The sequence below is a fragment of the Brevundimonas sp. genome (assembly GCF_041648055.1).
GTDB lineage: Bacteria > Pseudomonadota > Alphaproteobacteria > Caulobacterales > Caulobacteraceae > Brevundimonas.
In genome coordinates this window covers 693,477-719,530 of record NZ_JBAZPS010000001.1, presented here as the reverse complement: position 1 = coordinate 719,530, position 26,054 = coordinate 693,477, and the positions used below count along the sequence as shown (strand labels likewise).

Sequence of the window (26,054 nt, the reverse complement as noted above, 5' to 3'; positions counted from 1 at the left end):
ATCAGGAGTGTCGGATGCGATTGCTGTTGCTGGCCCTGGCCTTTCTGAGTGTGGCCGGACCGGCCCTGGCCGAGGTCACCCTGTCTTTCTATGCCCATCCCGGGGCTCGAGTGCGGGGCGGCTATCTGTTGTTTCCGCATGCCTATGTGCAGGCGACCGGCACACTGGAGGCGACGGGCGAGCCGGTGGACTGGGCCGCCGGGTTCACCGCCCGCAGCCCCGGGCCGCAGCTGCTGTTCGTCTCCGGACGCGGCGTGGTGGCCAGCCCGGACGCCCGGTACATCGACGAGGGCAAGGGCTATCTGACCGTGACTGTCAGCGACGAAGTCTATGCCGCCATCCGTGCACGAGCGGACTGGTGGAACGGGCCGGAGGGGTGGACCTACGACCTGCGCCGCCGAAACTGCATTACCTTCATCGCCGACTTGATCCGGATGGCGGGGCTGGCGACGGGGCGCGAGCCGTCGATGAGCCCGGGCCGGTTCTTCGAGGAGACAGCGGCGCTGAACCCCGACGCACCATTCCGGCCGCTCTCCGTGCCAGAGCAGGTGTCGATGGCCCCACTGCCGGAAGCCATCGACAACGTTGACGAGGTGGCCCCCTAGATCCGCGCGTTCGCCCCTACTGCGGGCGACCCACCACGGCATCAACCGAGTTCGTCGTCACCGGGTGATAGCCGGGCCGCGCCTCGCCATAGAGGCGGGTGGCGATCGGGCGGCCCCAGTCGCCCTGACCCCAAAGGGTGGTGAACAGCGGCAGGACGAATTTGCGACGACCTTGCGTGGTCAGGAACCGCTCCAGAGTCGGCACGGCGGGCTGGTAACGATGCTGCACCGCGATATCCAGCCACGCAAAGACCAGTTCGGCATTGCCTTCCTGACGCAGGTTCAGGGTCGTCTCCAGATCGGCCAGTTGGGCATCGCTGAACCAGCGGCCCGAGGCGGGCGGAACCGGCGGGCGCCAGGCCAGGAAGCGCTGGCGCTCCTGTGTCGACCAGTTGGCCCACGGAATGGCCGAGGCCGGTCCGCCGTCCGCAAAGGCCAGGGCCGCCGCATCGACAGGGGCGAAGGCGTCCGACACCGGCGGCTGCCAGTTCGACGGCATGCCAGGCTGATAGATCCAGGCATCCATCATCAGCTGGTCCTCCAGCGCGCGCGTCGTGACCAGATGGGCGCGGATGTCCTCCAGGAACAGCTCGGTCGTCATGGGGCGGAAGGCATTCCGCTCGAAATAGCCGGTCAGCCAGGCGTCGAATTTCTCACGACCCACGATGCGCTCGATGGTGCGCAGGAAGGCGGCCCCCTTCTCATAGGCGACATCGGTCAGGCCCTCGTCCGGGTCGCGTCCGGCCAGGTCCAGCTTCAGCCGGGTATCGGCGGGCGGCAGGCTGGCCAGGGTGTCCTGAAGATCGCCCCAACCGAGGGACTGCAGCATCAGGGCGCGGTCGCGTCCCTCCGTTGCCTCCATGATGCGGTTCTCGAAATAGACGGTGAAGCCCTCGTTCAGCCAGAAGTCGGCCCAGGTCGCATTGGTCACCAGATTGCCGGACCAGCTGTGCGCCAGCTCATGCGCCACCAGACTGACCAGCGAGCGGTCGCCGGCGATGATGGTCGGGGTGGCGAAGGTCAGGCGCGGGTTTTCCATCCCGCCGAACGGGAAGGAGGGCGGCAGGACCAGCAGGTCGTACCGGCCCCAGCGATAGGGGCCGTACAGCGCCTCGGCCGCATCGACCATGGCGGCGGTCGGAACCAGTTCGTCATGGGCGGCCTCGAGGCGCGATGGCTCCGTCCAGACGCCGGTCCGCTCATCGATGGCCTGGAAATCGACATCGCCCACGCCGATGGCGATCAGATAGGGCGGCACCGGATTGGTCTCGACATAGCGCCAGGAAATCAGATCAGGCCCGATGGGAGCGCGGCCCGAAGCCCTGCCGCTCATGACCACCTTCAGATCGCGTGGCGCGGTGATGCGGGCGTCCCAGGTCTGGCGGATGCCGGGGCTGTCCTGGGTCGGCACCCAGGTCCGGGTCAGGATCGCCTGGCCCTGGCTGAACATATAGGGCTGCTGGCCGCCTGCGGTCTGGGCGGGTGTCAGCCATTGCAGGGCGGCCGCATCGGGGCGCGTCGCATAGGTGATGACGATCTTGCGGGCGTCACCGATCTGCACCGTCAGGGCGTGACCCAGGATGGGGTCGTCCTGCCCCTCGGCAAAGCCCAGGGGGCGGCCCTCGGCGTCGGTGATCGACCGGATGTCCAGATTGCGGGCGTCGAGCACGATCTCGGTCGCACCCGGCTGGGCGGCGATGTCGAGTGTGGCTGTACCCGACAGGCTCTTGCTGTCGAAGTCTGCAGTCAGGTTCAGATCGACGTGGGTAACCCGCGCGATATTGGGCTGGGCATAGGTGTGAATGTCCTGCGGGATGGGCGTCATCGCCTCGGACGCTGCGACGGCTGCGATGGCACCGGGATCGGTCACAGACCCGCCTGTCGTCTGACACGCCCCTAGGGCCGTCGTCAGTGCCATCATCGAAACCATCATCAGTGGGCGGACCATCACGCATCTCCTAGAAACCGTTGTCGCGGGGGACAACGCCTCCTGGAGGCGAAAAGATCAAGGGGCGGATGCGGCGGCAGTCGTGTTTCGTCCGGTGAACAGTCGACCTTTCTCGGCCAACAGCACGAAGGTCATGGCCAGCAGACCCAGGCCGACGAAGCCCAGGGTCATGGGCGTGGCGCTGCCGTTGAACTGCTGACCGATCAGGAAGCCGAAGGTCGCCCCAAGGGTCGTGGAGATAAATCCCTGGGCCGAGGAAGCCGTGCCCGCGATATGACCCATCTTCTCCATGGCCATGGAGCCGAAATTACCCGCGATGAAGCCGAAGCAGAACATGGTCAGGCCTTGCAGGACGGCGAAGGTCCAGATGGTCTCCAGCCCCATCAGGTTCACCACCGAATGGATGGAGGCCATGACGATGAAGCCGATCAGGGCGGTGTGCGAGATCAGGCGAGAGCCCAGTTTCTCGACCAGTCGTGCATTCAACAGGGACGCCACGGCGATGCCGCCCGCGACCAGGCCGAACACGGTGGTGAACAGATGCGGGGCCTGGAACACATCGAAGAAGATCTGCTGGCTGGAGTTGATGAAGCCGAACAGCGCGCCGGTGATGCAGGTCATGGCCAGGGTGTAGCCGATGGACTGGCGCTCGGTCAGGGCCTGGCGAAATGCCCCGGCGATGCGTCCGACCTGGATGGGCATGCGGTCGTCTGGGTGCAGGGTTTCAGGCAGGCGGATGGCCGTCCAGATCATGTAGGCGCTGCCGGCCAGGGCCAAGACGCCGAAGATCCACGGCCAGGGCGCGACCGTCAGGATCAACTGGCCAAGCGTTGGGGCCAGGATCGGAATGCCCAGAAAGACCAGGAAGCTGAGCGACATCACCCGTGCCATGGTCCGCCCGGAGTAACGGTCCCGCACGATGGAGACGGCCAAGACCCGCAGGGCTGCCGCGCCGATACCCGTGCCGACGCGGGCGGCGATCAAGAGCTCGAATGTCGGTGCAAAGGCGGCCAGGGCACTGAACACGACATAGACGCCGAGCCCGAACATCAGCACAGGCTTGCGGCCGTATCGGTCAGCCAGCGGGCCATAGATGATCTGGGTGACGCCGAACCCCAGCAGATAGGCCGTTACGACCCACTGGCGACTGTTTTCATTGGCCACGCCCAGCGCCTCGCCGATGGCGGGCAGGGCGGGCAGCATGGAATCGATCGCCAGCGCATTCAGCGCCATCATCATCGCGATCAGGGCGACGAACTCGGGAAAGCCGGGGCCTTTGAGGGGAATTTCAGTGCCGGCTCTTGTCATGCCCGGTCAGATGCGCCCGACAGTCTCGCATCGCAACCTTGTCTGGATGACATTTCGCAACTGCGAAGGCGGATAGGCCAGTTCTAGGGCGTGAACTGAATGGTGCGGGCGAACTGGATGTCGCCTTGCCCAGGTTCGACGCGGCTGTCCTGCACCAATGCCACGGCCGCCTCTCCGAAACCCAGACCCGGATGGGTCTCGCCCAGGACGATGCAGCCTTCGACATTGCCATCCGAGCGGGCCGTACACTCGACCGTCACGGCTACGCCTGCCAGAACAGGAGCCGCGTCTTCGGTCGTCATGACCACAGGCTTGATGTCGAACTCGGCCTCGTCGAGCTGCGCATACGTCTGCGTGGGTCCGGCGGTCAGGGCGATGGCGAACAACAGGGCAATCATGGGTCGAGCCTCCTGACCCATTAATGTTCGTCAAAGGACTGCGTTCCGTCAGGCTGCATGCGAGAGCCGCGACCCCCAGGGCCACAGCTTCACCATATGAACGAAAGCTGACCGCCAGGCTGTCGCGGTGTTCAGGTCTGGCCTGCCAGAACTGGCCGATCGGAACGGGGCGAGACCCCGAAGCCCGGAGGATGTCCCAATGGCCAGCGCCGCCCTGAATATCGCCTCTTCCACCGCCGAAATTCGTGCCCTGATGAGCACGCCCGAGAGCCGGGGTGACCGGATCGCCCGCCTGCAACGCGAGGCCCGCGCCCTGGCTCTGGATGACATCCAGGCCCTGGTGCGGCTGATGGCCCAGGTCGCGGAGGCGGCCAGCGACATAGCCGACGGCGGCGACGCCTATCCTGTCGGTGTGCGCGAAGCGGCCTTGCGCCTTGCGACCGATTTGCCGGCCCGTGCCGACACGCTGAAGGCGATCTCGGGCCGCGCGCTAATCTGAAGAGATGGTGCCCCGGGTCGGACTCGAACCGACACTCCTTTCGGAACCGGATTTTGAGTCCGGCGCGTCTACCAGTTCCACCACCGGGGCCCGCGAGCGTCCTTTAGCCGGACTGGGCGTCTTGTGCCAATAGGCCGTGACGAAGAGCAGGAGCGACGCCATGAATTCTGCAACCGCCCCTCTTGCGTTTCATCATGGTGTAACGCATCTGGCATCGCATGAGCGCTTCAGACCTGCCCGACCTCGCCGTCGTCTATGAACATCCGGAATGGTTCGAGCCGCTGTTCGCGGCGCTGGACCGGCATGGCGTCCGCCATGTGAAGGTGCCGCTGGCCGGGCATGGGTTCGATCCGGCGGCGTCGCCTGCACCGGCAAAGGTCGTGTTCAGCCGCGTGGCGATGTCCTCCTTCCTGCGCGATCCGGAGCACCCGATCTTCTATGCCCAGAGCCTGTTCGACCACTGGCAGGGGCAGGGTACGCGGGTGGTCAATGCATCGGCCCTGACCATCGACACCTCCAAGGCGCGGCAGATGTCGCTGATCGCGCGGCTGGGGCTTCAGGGCCCCGCGACCCGGGTCGCTCACCGGCAGGCGGACATTCCGGCGGCGGCCGAGGGGCTGCGGTTCCCGGTCCTGGTCAAGGCCGACATCGGCGGGGCCGGTGCCGGCATCACCCGTTATGAAAGTCCCGAAAGCCTTGCCGAGGCGGCGGGCGAGAAATGGTGTCCGGTCGGGGTGAACGGCATCTCCCTGATCCAGGAATATGCGCCGCGCCGGGGCGGCAAGATCACCCGGGTCGAGACGCTGAACGGCAAATACCTGTACGCCATCGACATCGAGAGCCCCGGCGATGCCTTCGACCTGTGCCCCGCCGATGCCTGTCTGGTGCGGCCCGGTGCGCCGACCCTGACCATGACGAAGGCCACGCCGCCGGACGAGATCATCGCGGCGGTCGAACGTTTGGCCGTGGCGAGCGAGATCGAGGTCGGGGGTGTCGAATATCTGATCGACGACCGGGACGGTTCGGTGCTGTTTTACGACATTAATGGCCTGTCGAACTTCGTGGCCAATCCGGTCGAGGTTTTGGGCTTCGATCCGCATGACAACCTGGTGGCCTGGCTGGCCTGCATCATTGAAGACGAAAAGAGAAAGGCCGCGGCATGAGGTACGGTTACTGGGCCCCGGTCTTCGGCGGCTGGCTGAGGAATGTCGACGACGAGCGCGAGGCGTCGTGGGAAAACCTGTCACGGCTGGTCCGTCGCTCCGAGGAGATCGGCTGGGACCTGACCTTGATCGCCGAGCTGAATCTGAACGACATCAAGGGCATCGAGGCCCCGGCGCTGGATGCCTGGTCCAGCGCGGCGGCCCTGGCGGCGGTGACGAAGACGATCGAGCTGATGGTGGCCGTACGGCCGAACTTTCACCAGCCCGCCCTGTTCGCCAAGGCGGCAGCCAATATCGACCAGATTTCGGGCGGGCGACTGGCGCTGAACGTCGTTTCGTCCTGGTGGGCCAAGGAAGCGGAAAGCTATGGCCTGCAGTTCGACCAGCACGACGACCGCTATGCCCGCACCACCGAATGGCTGCAGGTCGTGGACCGGTTGTGGACGCAGAAGCGCACGGATTTCGAGGGCCAGTTCTACACGCTGAAGGACGCCATCGTGGAACCCAAGCCGACCTCAACGCCTGCGCGGCCTCGCCCCGTTATCTATGCGGGCGGCGAGAGCGAGGCGGCCAAGACCCTGATCGCGCGGCACTGCGACGCCTATGTCATGCACGGCGACGAGCCGGAGCATATCGCCGCCAAGGTCGCGGATATGAAGGCCCGGCGCGAGAGCTTCGGCCTGCCGCCCATGTCGTTCGGCATGGCGGGTTACGCCGTCGTCCGCGACACTCAGGCCGAGGCAGACCGCGAGCTGGAGCGGATCACGGCCATCCCCGGCCTGGCCGAGGGCAATCCACCCGCCGGCTTCGCCAACTTCGATCAGTGGCTGTCGGGCACCGAGCTGGAGCGCGAGCTGAAGATCCGCGAATACAGCGTCTCCAATCGCGGTCTGCGGCCCGGCTTCGTCGGCACGCCCGAGACGGTGCGCGAGCGGGTCGCCGAATTCGAAGCCGCCGGGCTGGACCTGGTCCTGCTACAGATGTCGCCCCAGGAAGAAGAGATGGAGCGGTTTGCGGCCCAGGTGATCAACGGCTGATCTGGCTGAGGCCGGGGTCTGCCCCGACGTGATTAGCTCGACATGCGCGTCGGATTGGCCGTGCTAAATACGGCGAGCGCGGATGAACAGTTCGAACCCACATCCGCTGTGGTCGCAGGGTGTAAGGCTTGCGCCCTTTCAGCAGGAGTAATCTCCGGCTGGCCTCGATGCTGTCAACGCCTGATCAGCCCCGAGGCTGCGCTAGGTGTACCCTGTTGATCCATAGTGAAATGCGCGCGGAAAACAAAGCGCACAGGACGAAGGGGGGCACCAGGCTGGGCTGAGTTGCTCAGACGCGCTCCGTCCATGGCATCGAGCGTCGCGCGACCGAAACGACCGTCATGAGGGTGCTCACTTTCGATGACACAGTCACGGGCCCGGCCCGACTGATCTGCAATACAACTGAGCACGACGTGACCTCGGGCATACCGGGTTTCGGGATAGCGAATGCGGGGGCGGGTCTGCCAACTCAAGCCGCTCGGCAGCCCGTTGTCTGGCAAGGCATCCAGTTCCGCGTCGCGAGGATCCGTAAGGGGCTTTTCGCAGCGAGTTAGTGTTTCATCGATGGCAGAGGACGACGACGGAAGGTCGACGACATAGGTAATATCGCGTCCATTCGCAGCAGCGCCGGGCACGGTCAGTCTGAGCGATCCACCCTTGCGAAAGGTGCGAGCCAGGGGGGCAGGGATATCGGCTACGGCCACCGTGGGTTCGGTCGTCGAGTTCCAGCCGGTCTCATACGCATCCTCGTCGCCGAACTTCAGCCGAAGCGTCCGGCGCTCGGTGGGGCTGGCCGGTAGCCCGCTGACGACGGCCGAGAAATCTCCATTCCGGCATCTGAACCCAAGGCCCAGGCCATTTGAGAACTCTGTATAAGCCATAGTCGTGCGAGTGCTGGCATCGCCATGCAGGTCCCAATCTCGGGCAGCGTCCTGGGCAGAGGCGGATGGAGCAAAGGCCACCGAGGCCATGAGCAAAACGGCGCGACGCATGGGTATACTCAAGTTATTCGATTTCAGGTCGACCGTGGATACTGCAACCCCTGAACGCAAGCGTTGCAGCAGCTCGATCAGTTTTCGTCAGACGCACTTACCCCCTCAACCGTCTGTTCGATAGCGCCGAACAGGGTGTGGTGGTGGTCGTCCAGCATTTCGATGCGGACGGTGTCGCCGGGTTTCAGGAACGGTGTCTCGGGCTTGCCACGCAGGAGGGTCTCGACCGTGCGCACCTCGGCGATGCAGGAATAGCCCAGGCCACCTTCGCTGACGGGCTTGCCGGGGCCGCCGTCGGCGTCGCGGTTGGAGACGGTGCCCGAGCCGATGATGGTGCCGGCCCCCAGGCTGCGCGTCTTGGCCAGGTGCGCGATCAGGGTGCCGAAGTCGAAGGTCATGTCGGTGCCGGCGTCGGCCTGACCGAAGTCCTGACCATTCAACTGGACGGACAATGTGCCGTGCAGCTTGCCGTCCTTCCAGCGGTCGCCCAGCGCGTCGGGCGTGACGAAGACGGGCGACAGGGCGCTGGCCGGCTTGGACTGGACGAAGCCGAAGCCCTTGCCCAGTTCGGCGGGGATCAGGTTGCGCAGGGATACGTCGTTGACCAGGCCGACCAGGCGGATGGCCGCCAGCGCCTGATCCCGCGTCGCGCCCTGCGGCACGTCGCCGGTCACGACCACGACCTCGGCCTCCAGATCGCAGCCCCAGGCCTCGTCGGCCAGCGGGATGGGATCACGCGGGGCCAGGAAGCCGTCGGAGCCGCCCTGATACATCAGCGGATCGGTCCAGAAGCTGTCGGGCATTTCGGCCCCGCGCGCCTTCCGCACCAGTTCGACGTGGTTCACATAGGCCGAGCCGTCGGCCCACTGATAGGCGCGGGGCAGGGGGGCGGCGGCGTCGCGTTCATGGAAGCGGCCACGCGGCACACCTCCGTGTTCCAGACTTTCCGCCAGAGCGCGCAGATCGGGCTCCAGCCGGTCCCAATTGTCCAGCGCGGCCTGCAAGGTCGGCGCGATCAGGAAGGCGTCTGTGAACCAGTTCAGATCACTGGAGACGAGGACGAGGCGACCGTCGCGGCCGTGCTTGAGCGAGGCGAGTTTCATGCCTCAAGGCCTAAACGGTTTTTCCGCAAAGGGAAGCGGGTGTCTGTGGTCGATCAGACGGGCGGGGTGATCAGGGCCTTGGCCTCGGCCCCTGTGCGAGCGCCCATGTCGCGCACCTCGACCTCGACAGCGACGGCCCCCTCGGGCTGATGCGCCCACAGATAGCGCCGCTCCACCTCGACCTCGCGGCCCGAGGGAGCAAAGCCGGTGAAGATGTCACCCCAGGGCGTCACCGCCTTCAGATCGGGCCACGGCAGGGCGCAGGCCGCGTCCAGTTCCTCGATGGCCATGGCGGAAAGCTCGTCGTCGCTCATCGCGGCGGCTCATTGGCATAGATGCCGACACGGGCGGGCTCGGTCGAGGACACCGCGCCGCGATACATGCCCGAGGTGTTCATGTGCAGCCAGGCATCGCCGCTGCGGGTCATCACGATCACCCCGCCGCTCCCGCCCAAAGCCTCCACCTGGGCTAGTTCTCGGTCGATGACGACGAAGTCCGGATTGCGAGGGTGCGACAGGCAGATTTCATCGGCTGGGCAGGCTGAAGCTTGTCGTTGGCGGGCCCGGGCTTCTGGAGACACTGCCGTCTCGGCCGCGATGCCGGCACAGATGTCCCGCGCCACCGTCGCCCGGATGAAATACTCGCCATCGCCCGTGGCCGAGACGGCGCAGCCGTCGGCATTGGAGGCATAGGTGCCCGCGCCGATCACCGGCACATCGCCGACGCGGCCCCAGCGTTTGGCCGTCATGCCGCCGGTCGAGGTGCCGGCGGCCAGGTTGCCGGACTGGTCCAGCGCGACCGCGCCAACGGTGCCGAACTTGCGCTCGTTCAGGGGCGGACTCTGGCCTTCGTCGATCGCAGCCTGCGGACCGGGCGCACCGGCGGGCCGGGAGGGGATGGGCAGGTTTCGCGCCCGCAGCGCCGTCTCAAGCCCCTGCCAGCGGCGCTCGGTGAAGAAGAAGGACGGCTCGACCTGCTCCAGCCCAACCGAGGCGGCGAAGGCGTCGGCCCCCGGGCCGATCAGCATCACATGCGGGCTCTGATCCATCACGGCGCGGGCGGCGGCAATGGGATGACGGGTGGTGGTCAGGCCCGCGACCGAGCCGGCGGTCAGGTTCGAGCCATCCATGACGGCGGCGTCCAGTTCGTTGCGGCCAGCGGCGGTGAAGACCGCGCCGCGCCCGGCGTTGAACAGGGGGTCGTCCTCCATGATCTGGATCGCCGCCTGAACCGCATCCATGGCCGTGCCGCCGCGCGACAGGATGGCCTGACCCGCCTCCAGCGCGCGGGTCAGGGCGGCGCGGTAAGCCGCGTCCTGCTCGGGCGAAAGGCTGTCGCGCTCAATGACACCTGCTCCGCCGTGGATGGCGAAGGACCAGCGCGGGGCCTCGGTCTGGGCGGTCTGGGCGACGGCGGGCGTGGCCATCAGGGCCAGGGCGAAGGCGGCGGGGATCAGGCGGGTGAGGGTCATGGAGAGCAGCGTCGGTGATCGCGTCGCCGAACTCAAGCCTCAGGTCGTGATCGCCTGACCGCAACAGGGGCAGACGGCGTGGGCGATGCCGAACAGGGCGGTCAGGGCGGCGGGTGCCAGCATCCGCTCTGGTGTCCCCGTCTCGACCCAGTCAGGACCCAGGGCCATCACCTGATCGGCCCGTGCAGCAAAGGGCAGGTGGTGGGTCGAGGCGATGACGGTGCGGCCCTCGGCGGCCAGGCTGCGGATCGCCGCCTCGACGGCCTGGGCATGCGCGAGGTCTAGCATGGCCAGGGGCTCGTCCAGCAGACAGAGGGCGGCATCCTGAACGAACAGGCGGGCCAGCAGGACCAGTTGCTGCTGGCCGCTGGACAGACGATCGAAGGGGCGGACGGCCAGATCACCGATGCCCAGCCGGTCAAGGGCGGCCTCTCCAGCCGCCAGATCGGCAGGGGCCAGACCAGCGGCCCAGCGACGGCGTCCTGCGCGACCCAGGGCCACCAGATGCAATGCCGAGAACCCCGCGTCGACTTCTCCTGGCGGGGGCAACCAGGCGGCAGGACCATCGCGCGAGACTGTGCCGTCCAGCGGCGGCAGCAGGCCGGCCAGGGTCTTCAGCAGCGTCGTCTTGCCCGCGCCATTCGGGCCGATCAGGGCGATGACCTGACCGGGTGCCACGGTCTGATCCAGCGCCGGCAGGCGAAACCCTGCGCGTCCGGCCACCATCCAGTGCAGGGTGAGGCCGCTCATGCCCGCCGCGCCGTGGCAATGAACAGGGCCAGAAAGGCGGGCGCGCCGACCAGCGCCGCCAGCAGGCCGACGGGCAGTTCCGCTGGACCGAAGGCGGTGGCCAGCCGGTCGATGGCCAGCGCAGCAAGAGCGCCGATAGCCATGGAGGCAGGAATGAGCTGGCTGGCCTGCTCGCCGACCAGACGTCGCGCCGCATGCGGGGCCAGAAGGCCGATCCAGCCGACCACGCCTGCGACGGCCACAGCGGCGGAGGTCATCAGCGCCGCCGCCGCCAAGGCGATCACGCGCAGGGGACCGGCGGGCAGCCCCAGCGATCTCGCCTGCTCCTGACCCAGAGACAGCACGTCGAGCCGAAATCCGAGCCAGAGCAGGACCAGTGCGCCCGCCGTCATCGGCACCAAGGCCGACAAGGCTTCGCCCAGATCCGACCGCGTGAAAGAGCCGAGCAGCCAATAGGTGATGGACGGCAATTGCGAATAGGGCTCAGCCGCGATGACGACGAGGCCCAGTCCTGCCGTGGCCAGAGCGCCGGCTACGATTCCGCACAGGATAAGGGAGAGCCGTCCGTCATTGCTGCGTGCGCCGCCGCTCGCCAGACCGGCGCACACCAGGGCCAGAGCCCCGGTGGCCAGACCACCTGCGAAGGCCGCGCTCTGGACAATCCAGGCTCCGGCTCCCAGCAGCAGGGCCGTCGCCGCGCCTAGCCCCGCACCGGAAGTCACGCCCAACAAATCCGGGGAGGCCAGCGGATTGCGAAACAATATCTGGAATGCAGCTCCGGCCCCGGCCAGTGCTGCCCCACATGCCAGCGCCGCCAGAAGACGAGGCACCCGGAGGGACAGGGCCAGTTCGGCTTGCGAGGAGCCCGAACCTGCGACGGCTTTAAGCAGTGCCGCAGGAGAAACCCCCAGTGGCCCGGTTGCCATGACCAGAAATCCCAAGGCGACTATCAGCGCGACAAGAAGCGCTGTGGTCCGTGATGCGCCTGCACGCTTCACTTGATCCAGCGCGGGCGGGCAATCTCGACGGGTGCCATACCATACAGTCGGCGGGTCAACGAGCCGATCGCCAAGGCACTGCCTTCCGGATCGGCCAGCCATGTGCAACCCAGAAGGCGGTTCACCGACGGTGGGCGATCAACCCAGCCGAAGGGCACGTCGGGCATCAGAAGCAGACGTCGGGGCGTGCCGTCACGCCGCCAGCCCCAGACGTCGTCGCCGCGCATGGTGGCCGCGAATCCGGTGCTCAGCGTCACGATCGCTTCCGGGTCCCAGGCTGCGACCTGTTCGCGCGTCACCCGACCGATGTCGTTGCCGCCGACGGCCACGTTGGACCAGCCCGACCCTTCCAGAACCTCTGTCGCCAAGGCTCCGCGAAAGCCCGTTTCCAGTCCGTCATTGCCGCGCGCATAGTAGAAACTGGGGCCCGCCGGGGCCCTGGCCCATGCGACCAAAATACCCGCAGCCTGATCGGCCAAAGGCTGCACTGCCGATTCGGTACCCAGCAGGCGTGCCGCCTGGCGCAGGGCCTCGGGGATATGACGCAGAGCCCCGTCGATCAGGGTCCAGTCGACGCCGAGGCGCGCCTTGAACTGTTCGGACACGGCCTGATATTTGGGGTCCAGATCGCCATAGTCGATGATCCGGCTCGGCGACAAGGCCGCAATGGTTTCCAGGTTTGCGGCCTGTCCGACGCCTGAAAGACTGCCCAACTCCGGCAGCCTGGAGGCCATTTCTGGCAGGGTCGCCAGGCAGTCTGCGGCGGGGCGTCGGGGCCAGCCCGCCAGTCGCTCGCGCGCCACCGCCCAGATCAGCAGCGCCGCAGGCTGACCCGCCGCCACCACGTCGCCGCGCACGGCGATCTGCGGCTGTGCGGAACACCCGGCCAGGGCCCCCATGCCGCCCAGCGTACCCAGTCCAACCAGAGCTGATCGCCGTGTCGTCGTCATGCCGTCCGCTTGTCCGTTCGGGTCGTGATCATAGTGCCGCTTCACCCCCGCCGATGCCAGACAGTAGCGAATTTACCCTTAACCCTTGTTCGGGCTTGGTCCGTGTGCTGGTTATGCGCCCTTCGCGCGTCAGGTGGGGCGCAGCATCATAGGGAGTGAGCCGTTGAGTACGACGGACGCAGGGGGGGCGCTTATCGGCGATCCTCGCAAGACGTTTCTGGGACACCCGCGGGGGCTGGTCGTCCTGTTCTTCACGGAGATGTGGGAAAGGTTCTCCTTCTACGGCATGCGGGCCATGCTGACTCTGTATCTGATCCAGCACTTCCTGTTCGGACCGGTCGAGGCGCAAGGCATCTATGCCGCCTATGGCGCACTGGTCTATCTGCTGCCCGTCGTCGGCGGCCTGATCGCCGACAAATATCTTGGATCCAGAAAAGCCGTCATCATCGGCGCGGTCCTGCTGGTCGCCGGTCACTTCACCATGGCCTTCGAGGGCTCGGGCGGGCGTGAGTTCATCACCGTCGGTGGCACCGAATATGCCATTCAGGTCGAGGGGCGGAACACCGACCGTCAGCTTTATGCCGTGACCGATGTTGGCCGCGTGCCGATTTCGATCGCACCTGAAGGTGTCAGCGTCGTAGACGTGGCCGGACAACCTGCGGGTTCCGGAGCCCAGTTGGCGACAGCGGCCGCCTTCCCGGCGACTATCGCGGCGGACGGTTATACGACCCGCATCGATCGCGATCCGTCGGGTGAGATGACCCTGTTCCTGGCTCTTTCGCTGATCATTGTCGGCGTGGGTTTCCTGAAGGCGAATATCTCGACCGTCGTGGGCCATCTGTACGAAGAGAATGATCCACGTCGGGACGGGGGGTTCACCCTGTTCTATGTCGGCATCAACCTGGGTTCAGTGTTGGCCACCGGCCTATGCTCCTATCTCGGCTTCACCTATGGCTGGGCCTATGGCTTCGGTCTGGCGGGCTTCGGCATGTTGCTGGGTCTGGCGACCTTCCTGCTGGGTCAGTCCTGGCTGGAAGGCCGCGGCGGGCCGCCTAACCCCGAGAAGCTGGCCGGCACCAAGGTGCTGGGCATTCCGCTGGAAGCGACCTTCTGGATCCTGGGTCTGATTGCGGTCTTCCCGGTCTGGTTGCTGATGCAGCGTCACGAGATCATTTCGACCGCCTTGCCCTGGCTGGCCGGCATCATCTTCGCGCTGGTCGTCGGCTATACGGTGATCAAGCTGCAGGGGGCAGAGCGCGCTCGCATGCTGGTCGCCCAGGTCCTGATCTTCTTCTCGGTCCTGTTCTGGGCCCTGTTCGAACAGGCTGGTTCGTCCCTGACCCTGTTCGCGGACCAGTCCACGGCCATGCCGTCTTGGTTCAATGCGGGCTACACCCAGATGTTCAACCCGGGCATCATCGTGATCTTCGGGCCGATCTTCGCGGCCCTTTGGGTCTGGCTGGCCAAGCGCAACAAGGAGCCTTCGACCCCGGTCAAATTCTCCTTCGGCCTGATGTTCGTGGGCCTTGGCTTCCTGGTTCTGTCCTGGGCGGCCGTGACGCAGGCGGGTGTCGATTTCCGCGTGCCGCTGTTCTTCCTGTTCCTGACCTACTTCTTCCACACCATGGGCGAGCTGTGTCTGTCGCCCGTGGGCCTGTCGATGATCACCAAGCTGTCGGTCGATCGTCTGGTGGGCATGATGATGGGGGTCTGGTTCCTGTCCAGCTCCGTGGCCCACATCGTGGCTGGCATCATCGCCCAGGCCACGGCGACCGATACGGTGGCCGGGGTGGTGACCAACCCGCAACTGGCGTTGGACACCTACAGCTCCATCTTCGGGACCATTGGCTGGACGGGCGTCGGCGTGGGCGTCCTGCTCTTGCTGCTCTCACCCGTTCTGAAGAAGGGTATGGCGGGGGTCCGTTGATCGTCCGCTGACCAAAAGAATGAAGCCTCGGTGGATCATTCCACCGGGGCTTTTTCTTTGCCGCTGATCAGAACGTTTTCCGCAGACGCAGTTGCCAGAAGGCGCGCGGGTCGACTTCGCGGCGTTCGATGAAGGCGACGTTGCGGATGGTGCGGTCGGCATATTCGATCCGTTCGGAATCGAAGTCCTCCCAGATGTTCAGCTGGGCCCGCAGCGACAGGGTCGCGGTCGGTTTATACTCGACGAAGAACTCGAAATAGTTGTGGCCGCGCCAGCTGAAGTCACGGTCGGGATCGAAGGAGGCCTGGCCCAGCAGCGGAATCCAGGCGAGGCCCCACTGGGTCTTGTAGCGTGTGACGTCCTGCTCAAAGCTGATCACGGCCTGGGTCGGGCGCACGTTGGAAATTGGGCGGGTGCGCCCCGTGGTCGGATCGGTCACCTCGGTCCGGTTCCAGTCGTTGCGGAAACCGAAACGTCCGCCTGGAATGCCCAGCTTTGTGGTCGGCAGGGTGATTCGCAGCGACAGTTGATCCAGCGTCCCGTCGCCGATGTTGCCGACTGCCGACAAACCATCGGCCAGAGGAATGGCGTCGATCACATCGGTGATTTCGTCGTGACGCAGGCCCAGGGTGACGATGCCGTCGCCCCAGAAACGACGCTCATAGGTCAGCTCGCTGATCCACCGCTGCTCGGGCTCCAGATCGACATTGCCGCCGAAGACGTTCTCGTCTTCCAGATCGGCCGAAGCAGCGAAGTCGCCGAAGTTCAACTGACCGACCTCGCGCTCGACACGCAGGCGGAACTGGTGGCCGGCCCAGGGCGTCCAGGTAGCCAGGGCGCGCGGCTTGGCGAAGAAGAAGGATTTCTCCTGCTCGGCATCGCCTGACTGGCTGATGGTCGAGGCCTCCAGCCGCAGGCCGCTTTCCAGTGTCAGGTCCGAGCGCGCGCGCCAGGTCGCCTTGCCGAACAGTTCGCCGCGCGTCTCTTCCACCACCACAGAGGCGGAGGGCAGGGGGATGTTCACACCGCCCTCGGTGTAGCGCTGCTCGACATCCAACATGTTGTAGGCCACCTCGGCACCCGTTTCGAAGGTCAGGGCTGGCGAACGTTCATACCGAACGAGCCCACGCAGGATGGTTTCAGACGATGAGCCGTCGGCGGCAAATGCCTGCTCTGGTCCGTCCACATTGCCCAGACGCGTGCGCGACGTGGACAGGTTCTCGAAATCCTCGAACTGATGGATGAAGCGGCTTTCCATCTTCAGGGAAGAGCTCAGCGGGCGCGTGTAGACGACCCCGAACTCTCCACTTGAGCTGTCCTGTTCGCCCAGGCTCTCGCGGCGGACTGTCGGCGCGGTTTGCAGATTGATGCTGTGCCAGTCGTTGACGCCATAACGCGCCGTCAGGTCGATCTTGCCGCCGAACAAGGGGGTCGAATAGTTGCCCCGGATCGAGTTTCCGCCGCCGTAGCCGTCGTTGTAATAGTCTTCGTCGCGCAGGACATTGCCCAGCGCGTCCGTGCGCAGGACGCGGCCTGAGCCGTTCGAATCACTGGTCGAGATGCCGTCGCTGAGCGTCACGCCCCAGGTCCGCTCGCCCTCGCGTGCCGTGAACTGGTAGGAGCCGCCGTAAACGTCCTGGCCGCCTTCGAAGAGGACGGCATTGGCTGTCAGAACGGATTCCCGGCTGCTTTCCGTCTTCAGGATGACGTTCACGACGACGGAATAGCCCTGCATGTCGATACCGGGGGCACCGCCGCGGATCAGCTCGATCCGTTCGACCTGGCTGGCGGTAGTGCGAGACAGGACGTTGGAGCCGGTGTCGTTCTTGGAGGCGGGACGCTCGCCATTGATCAGGATGTTCCCGACCGACCCTTCGAAGCCCCGGCTGCCGGAGCCGTCGTCGGTGGAGAATCCGGGCACCCGCTCGACCATGTCCAGGGCGGTGTTGGGGCGGGCCTCGGCGAAGAAGGCGGGCTGGAAAACCAGGACGCCCTGCTGACCCGCCTCGGCGACCGGCGGGGCCTGTTCAGGCGTCTGGGCCAATGCGGTCCCGGTGGTCAGGAGGACGGCCGTGGTGGCCATCAGGATGGTTCTGGTCATTGCAGGTTTTCCCCTCGTCTGTTGGCGAGAGGTGTGGCTGGATGTCGCGGCGGTCTCCAGTTACAAGACGGCAAGGTGGATTAAATCGACGACATCATTACATGGCTGTCATCTTTGTGTTCTTGTAAAGACAGTCTTGTTGGGCCTTTACTTTATTCTTTTGGAATATTGGCATGAAACACACACTGGCTGGCTTTGCTGCTTTCGCCGCTCTCTCGCTTTGTCATGCACCGGTTCTGGCGCAGGAAGCCGCCGTGGACGCCGTTCAGGAGGAGGCCACCACCCTGGATGACATCGTCGTTCTGGCCCGGCGGTCGGGCGCGCCGATGTGGACGGTGACGCGGGGAGACAGCACCCTGATCCTGGTGGGAGCCATCGGGCGTATTCCGCGCGATGTGACCTGGCGACCTGACGATCTGGAGGCGGCGGCGGCGCGGTCGAACCTGATCCTGACGCCCCAGGTCGGGCAGGCGTCGGTCAGCGATATCCTGCGGGTCATCTGGCGGGCCCGCACCATCGGCCAGATGCCGCGGGGTACGACGACGGCGACCTACCTCAGCCCCGCCGATCAGGCGCGGCTGGAAACCATCATGGCGGGCGAGCGCAATCAGGGCTGGCGCACCAAGAGCCTGCTGTTTCTCAGCTTCGACCTGATGAAGGACAAGGCTGGATATGGCCAAGGGCGCGAGGGCGAAGACGCGGTCGACGTCATACGCCGAGCGGCTCGGCGGGCGCGTATCGAGACGCGGCCGGTCGGAACGGTGCGCGGCGACGAGATCGTCGACAGCCTGATCACCGCACCCCAGCCGACGCACCTGCCGTGTGCCGAGGCCGCCATCGCGGCGGCCGAGTATGGCCCGACTGCCGGCCGCGACCGGGCCGAGGACTGGCGCGCGCTGCGGGTCGCCGATGTCGTGGCCTCGCCCATCGACCGGGCGTTGAGCGTCTGCTGGCCCTGGGCCGACCCGGAAATCGGCTCGCAATTGCATCAGCAATGGGCAGCGGCCATCGAGACGGCGATGATCGCGCCGGGGGTGACCATGGGTGTCGCGCCGATCCGCCTGCTGGCCGAAGACGGCGGCGTGCTGGACGGGCTGGAGGCACGTGGCTTTGAGGTGGTCGGCCCGGCGTGGAAATGACGGGGACAAAAAAGACAGTCCACTCAGTCCACTCAGTCCACCTGTATCCCGGTGTTGCTCGATAGGGCGGTGGTGATCATGGGGGCGCATGAGGCCTTGATAGCGTCGGCCTGCGTCAGTTCCGGACGTGTCAGACCGCCGTGCCGCCCACCGTCAGGCCGCCCATTTTGAGCGACGGCTGGCCGATGCCGACGGGGACGCCCTGGCCGGCCTTGCCGCAGACGCCGACACCGGGATCGAAGGCGAAGTCGTCGCCGATCATCTGGATGTGGGTCAGGGCCGTCGCGCCGTCGCCGATCAGGGTCGCCCCGCGTACGGGGGCGGTGATCTTGCCGTCCTCGATCAGATAGGCCTCGGTGCACTGGAAGACGAACTTGCCGTTGGTGATGTCCACCTGGCCGCCGCCGAAGTTGGCGGCGTAGAGACCGCGTTTGGTCGAGGCGATCATGTCGGCCTTCGAATCCTTGCCCCCTTCCATGAAGGTATTGGTCATGCGCGGCATGGGCATGTGGGCGAAGGACTGGCGACGACCGTTGCCTGTCGCCTTGGCCCCCAGCTGACGGGCCGACAGCCGGTCGTGCATCAAGCCGACCATGATGCCGTCCTCGATCAGGACCGTGCGCGAGGTCGGGGTGCCCTCGTCGTCGATGGTCAGGGAGCCGCGACGGCCGGAAATGGAGCCGTCGTCGACCACGGTCACGCCCGGTGCCGCCACCCGCTGGCCCATCTTGCCGGAAAAGACGGAGGAGCCCTTGCGGTGAAAGTCGCCCTCGAAGCCGTGGCCGATCGCTTCGTGCAGCAGAACACCGGGCCAGCCTGCGCCCAGGACGACGTCCATCTCTCCGGCTGGACAGTCGACGGCGTCCAGGTTGATCAGGGCCTGCCGCAAGGCCTCATCGACCTGTCCTTGCCAGCGATCGGGCGCGATCCAGGTCTCGAACCCGGCACGGCCGCCTGCGCCCGAGGAGGCGCTTTCGCGGCGGCCATCACGCTCGACGGTGACGGATACGTTCAGCCGCACGAGCGGGCGAAGATCCTGCATGCGCAGGCCATCGCCGCGCAGGATCTCGATCTGGCGGCGCTCGCCCGTCAGGCTGGCCGAGACCTGGACGACGCGTGGATCGCGGGCGCGGGCCCAGGCATCGATCTCGGCCAGCAGGGCAATCTTGTCGGAAAAGGCGGGCGAGGCGAGGGGGTCGACCGCGTCATAAAGCTTCTGATTGGTGGCGCGGGGACCTTCACCGACTGTGGCGGCATGGCCGGCCTTGGCGAGGGCCGCGCTGTCGGCGGCGCGGCGCAGGGCAGGGCCGGTGATCTCATTGGCATGGGCATAGCCGGCGGTCTCGCCCGCCACGACCCTCAGACCGAACCCTTCCGAGGCGTCATAGGCGGCCGACTTCAGCCGCCCGTCGTCGAAGACCAGCGATTCGCTCTCGGACCGTTCGAGATAAAGCTCCCCGTCGTCGGCTCCGGCCAGGGCTCCCTGGAGAATCGACAGGGCCTCGTCGGCACCGACGTCAACGCTGTCGAGGAGGGCGGGCGGAGAAACATGCAGGGTCATGCAGGCTAGATAGGGTGTCGCGATTGCGGCGTCACCCCGGACAGACAAAAGGCCCCCACCCGTGCGGGCAGGGGCCTCGTTGCCTGATGGCGGTCAGGTCAGTCCTGGTTCAGCGAGCCGTTGCCGCTGATGGTCTGTGCCAGACGGGCCGGACGGCGGGTCAGGGTGACGTCGCCATTTCCGGACAGATCGACCGTGGCCTGGCCGGTGGGGCCAAGGTGGGCGTCGCCGTTGCCACTGACGGTGACGGTGGCGTCGGTCATGGCGACCGCCTCCAGATCCGCATCGCCGTCGCCGGAGATGTCGAGGGTGACGGACTGGGTCCGCCCCTGGACGTCGACGTCGGACGAGCCGGACAGGGTCAGGTTGAGCGCGGGCTGATCATAGGCCCGCACGCTCAGTTCGCTGGATCCGGCCACGTCGAAGGTGGTGACCGAGGGGGCGGTGACAGTGATCTTCAGCGCTTCGGTCTCGCTCCAGCCCTGGATGCCGGTACGGCTCCAGCGGATGTAGGCGCGATCACCGTCTTCGCCGTTCAGAAGGGTCAGACGCCCGTCGGTGAAGCGAACGCGATCCACGACCGTGCTGGGGCCGGTGATCGAAATGCCGGCCTCGGAGCCCTGGACGTAGGTCACGTCGGCAGGCAGGTCGATGGCGAGGGTATCCGACCCCGTCCATTCGATGGTGCGGGTCGTCTGGGGTGAGACCTCGCCGCGCTCGATGCGGAAGCTTTCGTCCCCCGCCTCGTCGTCGGTGACGACCCAGGTCCAGCCGGGGCCAGCGAGGTCACGACCGCCGAGGGCTGCTGCCCCGCCGATGCCGACTACGGCGAGGATAAAGCCAACGCCCGTGATGATGAGAAGATTGCGGATCATGAAGGTCTCTCCTCAGACTTGATAGGTCGTGGGGGCCGAAGTCCCCAACGCAGGTTTCAGGACGCGGTAGTGCAGGCGGGCGTACCAGACGGTGGCATCGACCAGCCACTTGGTCAGGAGTGCGCCGAGGCCCGTCATGAACATGCCGATCCCCATGATGCCGATGCCCAGCAGGACGGCGGCGAAGGCCCCACCCGGTCCACCCAGGAAGGGTCCGACCACCAGGGCGACGGCCCCGCCGATGAAGACGAAGACGCCCATCAGCAGCACAGTCAGGACGGTGCCGAAGACCGGCAGGACGATCGGCAGCAGGATCAGGATGTCCAGCGCCCCCAGACCGATCAGGCCGAAGATAGCCCCGACCGCAGCCGAGGGGTTCTGTTCCTGGGTCCAGCGCTGGGCGGTCGATTCGGCGCGCAGCTCGCGAGCCAGACGATCGGGATCGCCCAGGGCGGCCGCCACCTCGGCCTCGGATCGGCCGGCGGCGACGCCGTCGCGGAAATGGCTGTCATAGTCCGAGACGATGTCCTGGGCGGCGGCGATGGGCAGGCCCACCAGTCCGCGCCGCAGACGGCCCATGAATTCCTCGCGTGTCATTGTTTCGGCTCCCCTTGATCGGTGGTGGCGACGGGCGTGGCTTCGGTGGCGGCGGGGGCGTTCATGACGCCTTCCACGGCCCGGACGAAGGCGTGCCATTCGCGGGTCTGTTGTTCGAGCGCGGCGCGCCCCGCTTCGGTCAGGCGATAGTATTTGCGCGACGGACCGGACGGCGATTCGACCAGATAGGTCTCGACCTGGCCCTCGGACTGCATGCGCCGCATCAGCGGATAGATGGTGCCCTCGCCCATATCGATGGCGTCGGACAAGGTGGCGGCAATCTCGTAGGCGTAGCTTTCGCGCCGGTTCAGCAGGGCCAGGACGCACAGCGTCAGCACCCCCTTCTTCAGCTGTATCTCTATGGTTTCGGGCACCTTGGCGTCCTCCTGTGATGTCGAAGGTGTATCGCAAGGTATCTGGCATCACAAGGTAGCTGGCGAAACATGACAGCGATTTAATCGACGCATGGATTTCGCATGCGGCGTCCAGACGCTTGGCAAGCGGGGGACAGGGCGATATGGACCGCGCAACGACCGCTGCGGGCTTTGCGCCTGTGGCGACTGTTTGCGATTCACTCGCAAACGCTTGCGGCAGAACGGTTTTTATGAGGAAGTCTCGTATGGGGATGGGCACGCGGGCCCGGGGTCTGATCGGCGGCGGTGTCGCGGGTCTTTGCCTGGCCATCTTTGCCGCTGCGCCGGCATGGGCGCAGGAGCTGATGGGTCAACCGACGCCGGGTGGCATCGGCCTGCAGCCGTCCGCCTCGCCGTTGAAGGCCGAGGCGCACTTCTTCCATGATGTCATCCTGATGCCGATCATCACGATCATCACCCTGTTCGTTCTGGGTCTGATCATCTGGATCGTCGTCCGCTACAACAAGAAGTCGAACCCGACCCCTGCGCGCTGGAGCCACAACACCCTGATCGAGGTGATCTGGACGGTCGTGCCGGTCCTGATCCTGGTGTTCATCGCCCTGTTCTCGTTCCGGCTGCTGTTCTCGTATCACAACATGCCGACGCCGGACCTGACGGTGAAGGCCACGGGCAACCAGTGGAACTGGTCCTATGAATATCCCGACCAGGGCATCGCCGAATACATCTCTAACATGCTGCCGGAAGACGAGATCGCGGCCCGCGGCATGGATCACGGCCTGTACCGTCTGGCCGCCGACGAGCCGATCGTGGTGCCGGTCGGCAAGACGGTCCGGGTTCTGGTCACCGCCGCCGACGTCATCCACGCCTTCGCCCTGCCGGCCTTCGGTCTGAAGACCGACGCCATTCCCGGCCGGGTCAACGAAACCTGGTTCAAGGCCGACCGCGTCGGCACCTTCTACGGCCAGTGCTCGGAGCTGTGCGGCGTCGACCACGCCTTCATGCCGATCCAGATCAATGTGGTGACGCAGGCCGAGTTCGAGGCCTGGGTCGTGTCCAAGGGCGGCTCGATGACGCCCCGGACGGCTGAAGAAGCGCCGGGCGGCACCACCGCCCAGGTCGCTGCCGGTACGACCGGTGCCGCGACCACCACCGACGCGGCCGCGCCTGCGGCCATCCCGACGGCCCAGACGGCGACGACGCCGGCTGCCCCCGCCACCACCGCTGCCCCCGCGACGGCTCCCGCCGCCGCCCCGGCCGCCCAGTAACGATACGCGAGAGCCCAGAACACATGGCCACCGCAGCCGAAAACCTAGCCCACGACCACGACGGGCATCACGACCACAAGCCGGGCTTCTTTACCCGCTGGTTCCTGTCGACCAACCACAAGGACATCGGCACCCTGTACCTGCTGTTCGCCATCATGGCGGGCATCGTGGGCGGGGCGCTGTCGGGCCTGATCCGCTGGGAACTGGCCGAGCCGGGTATCCAGATTTTCAAGGACGGCTCGGTCGTCAATCTGCTGGGCCTCGTGGAGCAGTCCAAGCACGGCTATAACGTTGTCGTCACCGGCCATGCCCTGATTATGATCTTCTTCATGGTCATGCCCGCCATGATCGGCGGCTTCGGCAACTGGTTCGTGCCCATCATGATCGGCGCACCGGACATGGCCTTCCCGCGCATGAACAACATCTCGTTCTGGCTGCTGGTCGCGGCCTGGATCCTGCTGATCGTGTCGCTGTTCGTCGACGGCGGACCCGGCAAGGGCTTCGGCGGGGGCTGGACCATCTATCCGCCGCTCTCGACCACGGGCCATACCGGGCCGGCCATGGACCTGGCGATCTTCTCGCTGCACGTCGCGGGTGCCAGTTCCATCCTGGGCGCGATCAACTTCATCACCACCATCTTCAACATGCGCGCGCCGGGCATGACCCTGCACCGGATGCCGCTGTTCGCCTGGTCGGTGCTGATCACCGCCTTCCTGCTGCTGCTGTCGCTGCCCGTCCTGGCCGGTGCCATCACCATGCTGCTGGCCGACCGTAACTTCGGCACCAGCTTCTTCGACCCGGCCGGCGGCGGCGACCCCGTCATGTTCCAGCACCTGTTCTGGTTCTTCGGTCACCCGGAGGTGTACATCCTGATCCTGCCGGGCTTCGGCATCATCAGCCACATCGTCTCGACCTTCTCCAAAAAGCCGATCTTCGGTTATCTGGCGATGGCCTATGCCATGGTCGCCATCGGCTTCGTCGGCTTCATCGTGTGGGCGCACCACATGTACACGGTCGGCATGAGCGTGAACCTGCGCGCCTATTTCATCGCCGCCACCATGATCATCGCCGTGCCCACGGGCGTGAAGATCTTCAGCTGGATCGCGACGATGTGGGGCGGTTCGCTCAGCTTCAAGACGCCCATGCTGTGGGCCATCGGCTTCATCTTCCTGTTCACCGTCGGCGGCGTGACCGGCGTGGTCCTGTCCAATGCGGGCATCGATTACAGCCTGCACGACACCTATTACGTGGTCGCCCACTTCCACTACGTCCTGTCGCTGGGCGCGGTGTTCGCGATCTTCGCGGGCTTTTACTACTGGTTCGAGAAGATGTTCGGCGTGAAGTACAACGAGTTTCTGGGGTGCGCGCACTTCTGGATCATGTTCGTCGGCGTGAACCTGATCTTCTTCCCGCAGCACTTCCTGGGCCTGCAGGGCATGCCGCGTCGCTACATCGACTATCCGGACGCCTATGAGATGTGGAACCACGTTTCGACCATGGGCTATCTGATCACGATCGTCGGCGTCGCCGTCTTCCTGATCATGCTGCTGGAGGCTGCCATCCGGCGTCGTCCGGGTGTGGCCAATCCGTGGGGCGAAGGCGCCACCACCCTGGAATGGACCCTGTCCTCGCCGCCACCGCACCACCAGTTCAACGAACTGCCGGTGGTCAAGGGTGACGACCACTAACTGGTTCCTGCGAACCTGAGCTAAACAGGGGCCGCTCTTTCGAATGAAGGGGCGGCCTCTGATCTTTTTGGTGCGCTACCGCGCTTCGCGCTACTTGAGCGCGGTTGGTGCGCCACACACGTTCGCGCTATGGAGCGCGAGAAAGCCTCATGACTGAAACCTCCACACCCGCCCTGTCGACAGCCCAGCCGGAAGATTTCTTCCAGTTGCTGAAGCCGCGCGTGATGTCGGTGGTGATCTTCACCGCCTTCGTAGGTCTGGTGGTCGCGGGTGGGGATATCGACTGGATTTCGGCGGCCATCGCCATTCTGTGTATCGCAGTGGGGGCCGGGGCAGCGGGGGCACTGAACATGGCGCTGGAGGGCGAGACCGACGCCCTGATGCGGCGCACGCGCGGGCGACCGGTCGCAGCGGGCCGGGTCAACAAGAACGACGCCATGACCTTCGGCGTCGTCCTGTCGATCTTCTCGGTCATGTTGCTGGGGATGACGACCAACTGGCTGGCGAGCGGTCTGCTGGCCATGACCATCGTCTATTATGCGGGCTTCTACACCCTGCTGCTGAAGCGGCGGACGCCTCAGAATATCGTCATCGGCGGGGCTGCCGGGGCCTTCCCGCCCGTGATCGGCTGGGCGGCGGCGACGGGTCAGATGCCTTGGCAGGCTTGGCTGCTGTTCGCCATCATCTTCCTGTGGACGCCGCCGCACAGCTGGGCGCTGGCGCTTTATTCGGCGGGCGATTACGCCAAGGCGGGCATTCCGATGATGCCGGTGGCGCGCGGTGCGAAATCGACCCGACTGCAGATCCTGATCTATTCGCTGATCTTCGTGCCCGTGGCGATCGCGCCGGGCTTCACCGGTCTGGGCGGCCCCGTCTATCTGGCGGTGTCCAACCTGGGCGGGCTGGGCTTTTTGCTTCTGGCTTTCCGCCTGTGGAAGTCTCGCGCAGGGGATGCGCCCGACAAGGCCGAGGCCGTGGGGCGAGAGGCCGCATTGTATGACGTGCGCGCAGAGGCCAAACCGGCACGCAACCTGTTCGCCTTTTCGATCCTGTATCTGATGGCGCTGTTCGCCGCCCTTCTGGTCGAGCGCCTGACCACCTTCGTGAGCCTGTGAGATGATGACCCTGCGTCTGACCCCCGAAGAGATGAGCGCCCGCAAGAAGCGCAACCTGGCCATCGCCGGCGTGCTGGTCGGCTTCATCATCCTGGTGTTCGGAGTGACGGTGCTGAACCTCAAGCGCAACATCGACGCGCGCAAGGAGGCCATCGCGGCCGGCCAGCCCGTCGGCTACGCGGGCTAGGGC

25 protein-coding genes and 1 tRNA gene are annotated in these 26,054 nt (G+C 65.9%); 10 read left to right on the top strand and 16 right to left on the bottom strand.

The window, feature by feature from the left end:
* Nucleotides 1-14 precede the first annotated feature (14 nt).
* The gene (locus WC585_RS03485) at nucleotides 15-605 is read left to right on the top strand and encodes a hypothetical protein (RefSeq protein ID WP_373256173.1); all 591 of its coding nucleotides are present in this window, start codon (nucleotides 15-17) and stop codon (nucleotides 603-605) included.
* 16 nt (nucleotides 606-621) lie between these two features.
* Here the strand turns inward: WC585_RS03485 and WC585_RS03480 are convergent, their stop codons facing one another.
* From WC585_RS03480 to WC585_RS03470, 3 genes are all read right to left on the bottom strand, one after another.
* On the bottom strand, nucleotides 622-2,553 hold the full coding sequence (locus WC585_RS03480) for a leukotriene A4 hydrolase C-terminal domain-containing protein (RefSeq protein ID WP_373256172.1): 1,932 nt from the start codon (nucleotides 2,551-2,553) through the stop codon (nucleotides 622-624).
* Nucleotides 2,554-2,610: 57 nt separating this feature from the next.
* The gene (locus tag WC585_RS03475; RefSeq protein WP_373256171.1) at nucleotides 2,611-3,861 is read right to left on the bottom strand and encodes a multidrug effflux MFS transporter; all 1,251 of its coding nucleotides are present in this window, start codon (nucleotides 3,859-3,861) and stop codon (nucleotides 2,611-2,613) included.
* Between the two features lie 83 nt (nucleotides 3,862-3,944).
* On the bottom strand, nucleotides 3,945-4,259 hold the full coding sequence (locus WC585_RS03470; protein ID WP_373256170.1) for a hypothetical protein: 315 nt from the start codon (nucleotides 4,257-4,259) through the stop codon (nucleotides 3,945-3,947).
* 199 nt (nucleotides 4,260-4,458) lie between these two features.
* Between WC585_RS03470 and WC585_RS03465 the strand changes: the two genes are divergently transcribed.
* A complete protein-coding gene (locus WC585_RS03465; protein ID WP_373256169.1) occupies nucleotides 4,459-4,758 on the top strand; it encodes a hypothetical protein in 300 nt (99 codons plus the stop codon).
* 5 nt (nucleotides 4,759-4,763) lie between these two features.
* On the opposite strand, the gene WC585_RS03460 is transcribed toward WC585_RS03465, so the two are convergent.
* A tRNA-Leu gene (locus WC585_RS03460) sits at nucleotides 4,764-4,848 on the bottom strand.
* Between the two features lie 128 nt (nucleotides 4,849-4,976).
* Here WC585_RS03460 and WC585_RS03455 point away from each other — a divergent pair.
* Complete coding sequence (locus WC585_RS03455) at nucleotides 4,977-5,921, top strand: RimK family alpha-L-glutamate ligase (protein WP_373256168.1); 945 nt, start codon at nucleotides 4,977-4,979, stop codon at nucleotides 5,919-5,921.
* Nucleotides 5,918-6,958, top strand: a complete 1,041-nt coding sequence (locus tag WC585_RS03450) for an LLM class flavin-dependent oxidoreductase (protein WP_373256167.1) — start codon at nucleotides 5,918-5,920, stop codon at nucleotides 6,956-6,958. Before WC585_RS03455 ends, WC585_RS03450 begins: the two co-directional genes overlap by 4 nt.
* A gap of 173 nt (nucleotides 6,959-7,131) precedes the next feature.
* On the opposite strand, the gene WC585_RS03445 is transcribed toward WC585_RS03450, so the two are convergent.
* The 7 genes from WC585_RS03445 to WC585_RS03415 form a co-directional block, all read right to left on the bottom strand.
* The gene (locus tag WC585_RS03445; protein WP_373256166.1) at nucleotides 7,132-7,950 is read right to left on the bottom strand and encodes a hypothetical protein; all 819 of its coding nucleotides are present in this window, start codon (nucleotides 7,948-7,950) and stop codon (nucleotides 7,132-7,134) included.
* 77 nt (nucleotides 7,951-8,027) lie between these two features.
* Complete coding sequence (locus tag WC585_RS03440) at nucleotides 8,028-9,053, bottom strand: fumarylacetoacetate hydrolase family protein (RefSeq protein WP_373256164.1); 1,026 nt, start codon at nucleotides 9,051-9,053, stop codon at nucleotides 8,028-8,030.
* Nucleotides 9,054-9,106: 53 nt separating this feature from the next.
* Nucleotides 9,107-9,367: a hypothetical protein gene (locus tag WC585_RS03435; protein WP_373256163.1), complete on the bottom strand. Its 261-nt coding sequence runs from the start codon at nucleotides 9,365-9,367 to the stop codon at nucleotides 9,107-9,109.
* The gene (locus WC585_RS03430) at nucleotides 9,364-10,524 is read right to left on the bottom strand and encodes an isoaspartyl peptidase/L-asparaginase family protein (RefSeq protein WP_373256161.1); all 1,161 of its coding nucleotides are present in this window, start codon (nucleotides 10,522-10,524) and stop codon (nucleotides 9,364-9,366) included. Before WC585_RS03430 ends, WC585_RS03435 begins: the two co-directional genes overlap by 4 nt.
* Nucleotides 10,525-10,563: 39 nt before the next feature.
* Nucleotides 10,564-11,274, bottom strand: coding sequence for an ABC transporter ATP-binding protein (locus WC585_RS03425; RefSeq protein ID WP_373256160.1), 711 nt, complete (start codon nucleotides 11,272-11,274; stop codon nucleotides 10,564-10,566).
* Complete coding sequence (locus WC585_RS03420) at nucleotides 11,271-12,374, bottom strand: FecCD family ABC transporter permease (RefSeq protein WP_373256159.1); 1,104 nt, start codon at nucleotides 12,372-12,374, stop codon at nucleotides 11,271-11,273. The genes WC585_RS03425 and WC585_RS03420 overlap by 4 nt, the downstream gene beginning before the upstream one ends.
* On the bottom strand, nucleotides 12,269-13,222 hold the full coding sequence (locus WC585_RS03415) for a hypothetical protein (RefSeq protein WP_373256158.1): 954 nt from the start codon (nucleotides 13,220-13,222) through the stop codon (nucleotides 12,269-12,271). Before WC585_RS03415 ends, WC585_RS03420 begins: the two co-directional genes overlap by 106 nt.
* Nucleotides 13,223-13,385: 163 nt before the next feature.
* Between WC585_RS03415 and WC585_RS03410 the strand changes: the two genes are divergently transcribed.
* Nucleotides 13,386-15,149 (top strand): peptide MFS transporter, encoded by a 1,764-nt coding sequence (locus WC585_RS03410; protein WP_373256157.1) that lies wholly within the window; start codon nucleotides 13,386-13,388, stop codon nucleotides 15,147-15,149.
* A gap of 67 nt (nucleotides 15,150-15,216) precedes the next feature.
* Here WC585_RS03410 and WC585_RS03405 read toward each other — a convergent pair whose 3' ends face one another.
* A complete protein-coding gene (locus WC585_RS03405) occupies nucleotides 15,217-17,250 on the bottom strand; it encodes a TonB-dependent receptor plug domain-containing protein (protein ID WP_373256156.1) in 2,034 nt (677 codons plus the stop codon).
* A gap of 173 nt (nucleotides 17,251-17,423) precedes the next feature.
* Between WC585_RS03405 and WC585_RS03400 the strand changes: the two genes are divergently transcribed.
* Nucleotides 17,424-18,389: a TraB/GumN family protein gene (locus WC585_RS03400; RefSeq protein WP_373256155.1), complete on the top strand. Its 966-nt coding sequence runs from the start codon at nucleotides 17,424-17,426 to the stop codon at nucleotides 18,387-18,389.
* A 130-nt stretch (nucleotides 18,390-18,519) separates the two neighbouring features.
* Here the strand turns inward: WC585_RS03400 and tldD are convergent, their stop codons facing one another.
* From tldD to WC585_RS03380, 4 genes are all read right to left on the bottom strand, one after another.
* A complete protein-coding gene (tldD, locus tag WC585_RS03395; protein ID WP_373256154.1) occupies nucleotides 18,520-19,950 on the bottom strand; it encodes a metalloprotease TldD in 1,431 nt (476 codons plus the stop codon).
* Between the two features lie 98 nt (nucleotides 19,951-20,048).
* The gene (locus WC585_RS03390; protein WP_373256153.1) at nucleotides 20,049-20,825 is read right to left on the bottom strand and encodes a GIN domain-containing protein; all 777 of its coding nucleotides are present in this window, start codon (nucleotides 20,823-20,825) and stop codon (nucleotides 20,049-20,051) included.
* Between the two features lie 12 nt (nucleotides 20,826-20,837).
* Nucleotides 20,838-21,422 carry a DUF1700 domain-containing protein gene (locus tag WC585_RS03385; RefSeq protein WP_373256152.1) on the bottom strand — a complete coding sequence of 195 codons (585 nt, stop codon included), beginning with the start codon at nucleotides 21,420-21,422 and terminating at the stop codon, nucleotides 20,838-20,840.
* Complete coding sequence (locus WC585_RS03380; RefSeq protein ID WP_373256151.1) at nucleotides 21,419-21,796, bottom strand: PadR family transcriptional regulator; 378 nt, start codon at nucleotides 21,794-21,796, stop codon at nucleotides 21,419-21,421. Before WC585_RS03380 ends, WC585_RS03385 begins: the two co-directional genes overlap by 4 nt.
* Nucleotides 21,797-22,026: 230 nt before the next feature.
* On the opposite strand from WC585_RS03380, the gene coxB reads away from it, so the two are divergent.
* The 4 genes from coxB (at nucleotide 22,027) to WC585_RS03360 (ending at nucleotide 26,051) form a co-directional block, all read left to right on the top strand.
* Complete coding sequence (coxB, locus tag WC585_RS03375; protein ID WP_373256150.1) at nucleotides 22,027-23,061, top strand: cytochrome c oxidase subunit II; 1,035 nt, start codon at nucleotides 22,027-22,029, stop codon at nucleotides 23,059-23,061.
* A gap of 23 nt (nucleotides 23,062-23,084) precedes the next feature.
* A complete protein-coding gene (gene ctaD / locus WC585_RS03370) occupies nucleotides 23,085-24,749 on the top strand; it encodes a cytochrome c oxidase subunit I (protein WP_373256149.1) in 1,665 nt (554 codons plus the stop codon).
* Between the two features lie 149 nt (nucleotides 24,750-24,898).
* Nucleotides 24,899-25,864: a heme o synthase gene (gene cyoE / locus WC585_RS03365; protein ID WP_373256148.1), complete on the top strand. Its 966-nt coding sequence runs from the start codon at nucleotides 24,899-24,901 to the stop codon at nucleotides 25,862-25,864.
* Between the two features lies 1 nt (nucleotide 25,865).
* Nucleotides 25,866-26,051, top strand: a complete 186-nt coding sequence (locus tag WC585_RS03360; RefSeq protein ID WP_373256147.1) for a hypothetical protein — start codon at nucleotides 25,866-25,868, stop codon at nucleotides 26,049-26,051.
* Nucleotides 26,052-26,054 lie beyond the last annotated feature (3 nt).